Origin of the sequence: Mesorhizobium sp. M5C.F.Ca.IN.020.32.2.1 (assembly GCF_004023105.1) — a bacterium.
Classification (GTDB): domain Bacteria; phylum Pseudomonadota; class Alphaproteobacteria; order Rhizobiales; family Rhizobiaceae; genus Mesorhizobium; species Mesorhizobium wenxiniae.
On the sequence record NZ_RZSX01001185.1, the window covers coordinates 1 to 1,518 of the forward strand.

The 1,518-nt window shown below is 61.4% G+C and carries 2 protein-coding genes; both read right to left on the reverse strand.

Annotated elements, in window-relative coordinates; genetic code table 11:
• Window positions 1–756: extracellular solute-binding protein (locus tag EOA86_RS34185; protein ID WP_128345553.1), on the reverse strand; the 756-nt coding region annotated here is incomplete at its 3' end.
• 214 nt (window positions 757–970) lie between these two features.
• Window positions 971–1,518, reverse strand: a 548-nt coding sequence (locus EOA86_RS34190; protein ID WP_164892306.1) for a TlpA disulfide reductase family protein, incomplete at its 5' end; no start/stop codon positions are given.

Sequence of the window (1,518 nt, forward strand, 5' to 3'; positions counted from 1 at the left end):
CCCGCCATATTTGAAGGTGCCGTCCTTGGCGAGGTCTGTGAGCGCCTGGAAGTGGTTGACGAAAATCGGCGCATTGATCTTGAGCTCGACATCACCGCCGGCCAGGCCATTTTGCTGGGTGGCCCAGGGCACGTCATTCCACGCCGCAAAGTTCTCGAGATGGATCCAGGTCAGCCAGGTCGAGGTGTAGCCGCATGAGGCGGCGCCGCTCGCCTTGATCTTCTTGGCAGCTTCCCACACCTCATTCCAGGTCTTGGGTGGGTTGTTCACATCGAGACCCGCCTTCTGGAAGATGTCCTTGTTGTAATAGAGGATCGGCGAGGAGGAGTTGTAGGGGAAGGACAGCATGGTGCCGTCCGGCTTCGAATAATAGCCGACTATGCCGGGCAGATACTGGCTTTTGTCGAAGGTCATCCCGGCACCGGTCATCACCTCGGCCACCGGCTTGATCGCACCCTCGGCCGCCATCATCACGCCGGTGCCGACATCGAACACCTGGAGAATATCGGGCGCCTGTCCGGCGCGGAAGGCAGCGATGCCGGCATTCAGCGTCTCGGGATAGGTGCCCTTGAACACCGGAACCAACTCATAGTCGCTCTGGCTGGCGTTGAAATCCTTGGAGATCTTTTCGACGACTTCGGCGTTGGCGCCGGTCATGGCGTGCCACCAGCTGATCTGCGTGACGGCGAAAGCGGAAGTGGTGGAAAGCAGCGTCAAGGTGGCGGCGACACCGGCCGCGAAGCCGAAGAACTTCATGTTTCATCTCCCGTTTTGTCATTGGCGAAAGGGCACTCTCGCAGAGGCAATATGTGCCGCTCGTGACAATTGGACAACGGTTTTGTTGCGGATCGATGAACTCGATCTCTACGTAAAGTGGTGCACGCTTGCGAATGAGAGCTGATGGAAAGGGATTGCCAAGCCGGCTTACGGCTCGAACAAGGCGACGAAGATCGGCAACAATCGCTGGGGCCTAGTCCGACTTGCCGAGCGCTGTCACGACCAGCCGCTTGGCGTCCGGTCCCGACCATTCGGCCGGGCCGTTCATGTGAGCGATCAGGCAGCCTTCACCGTCGATCAGCATGGTGACCGGCAGGCCGAGCGCCAGGCCGCGCGTCTTGAGATCGTTGAACAGCGCCATCGTCGAATCGCGGTAGTAGCCGAGCGCCTTGACGCCGGTTTCCTCGAGGAACTTCTTCGGCTTGGCGTCGTCGCCGACATCGACGTTGACCGCGACGACCTCGAAGGCGTCGCTGCCCATTTCTTTTTGCAGCGCGTCGAGCGCCGGCATTTCGGCGCGGCAGGGTGCGCACCATGTCGCCCACAGATTGAGCAGCAACGTCTTGCCGGCATGGTCGGCGAGCGTCATCGGCTTGCCGCCAGGGTCGTTGAAGGCAAGGCCCTTCAGCGATTGCGGCGGATCAGCCGGCAAAAGTGCTGCCACCTGGCCGGTGGCAGCCGCCGCGACCGTCTTGGCACGGTCGGCCTTGGCGGCAAGCCGATGACGCTCGCCGACCATGC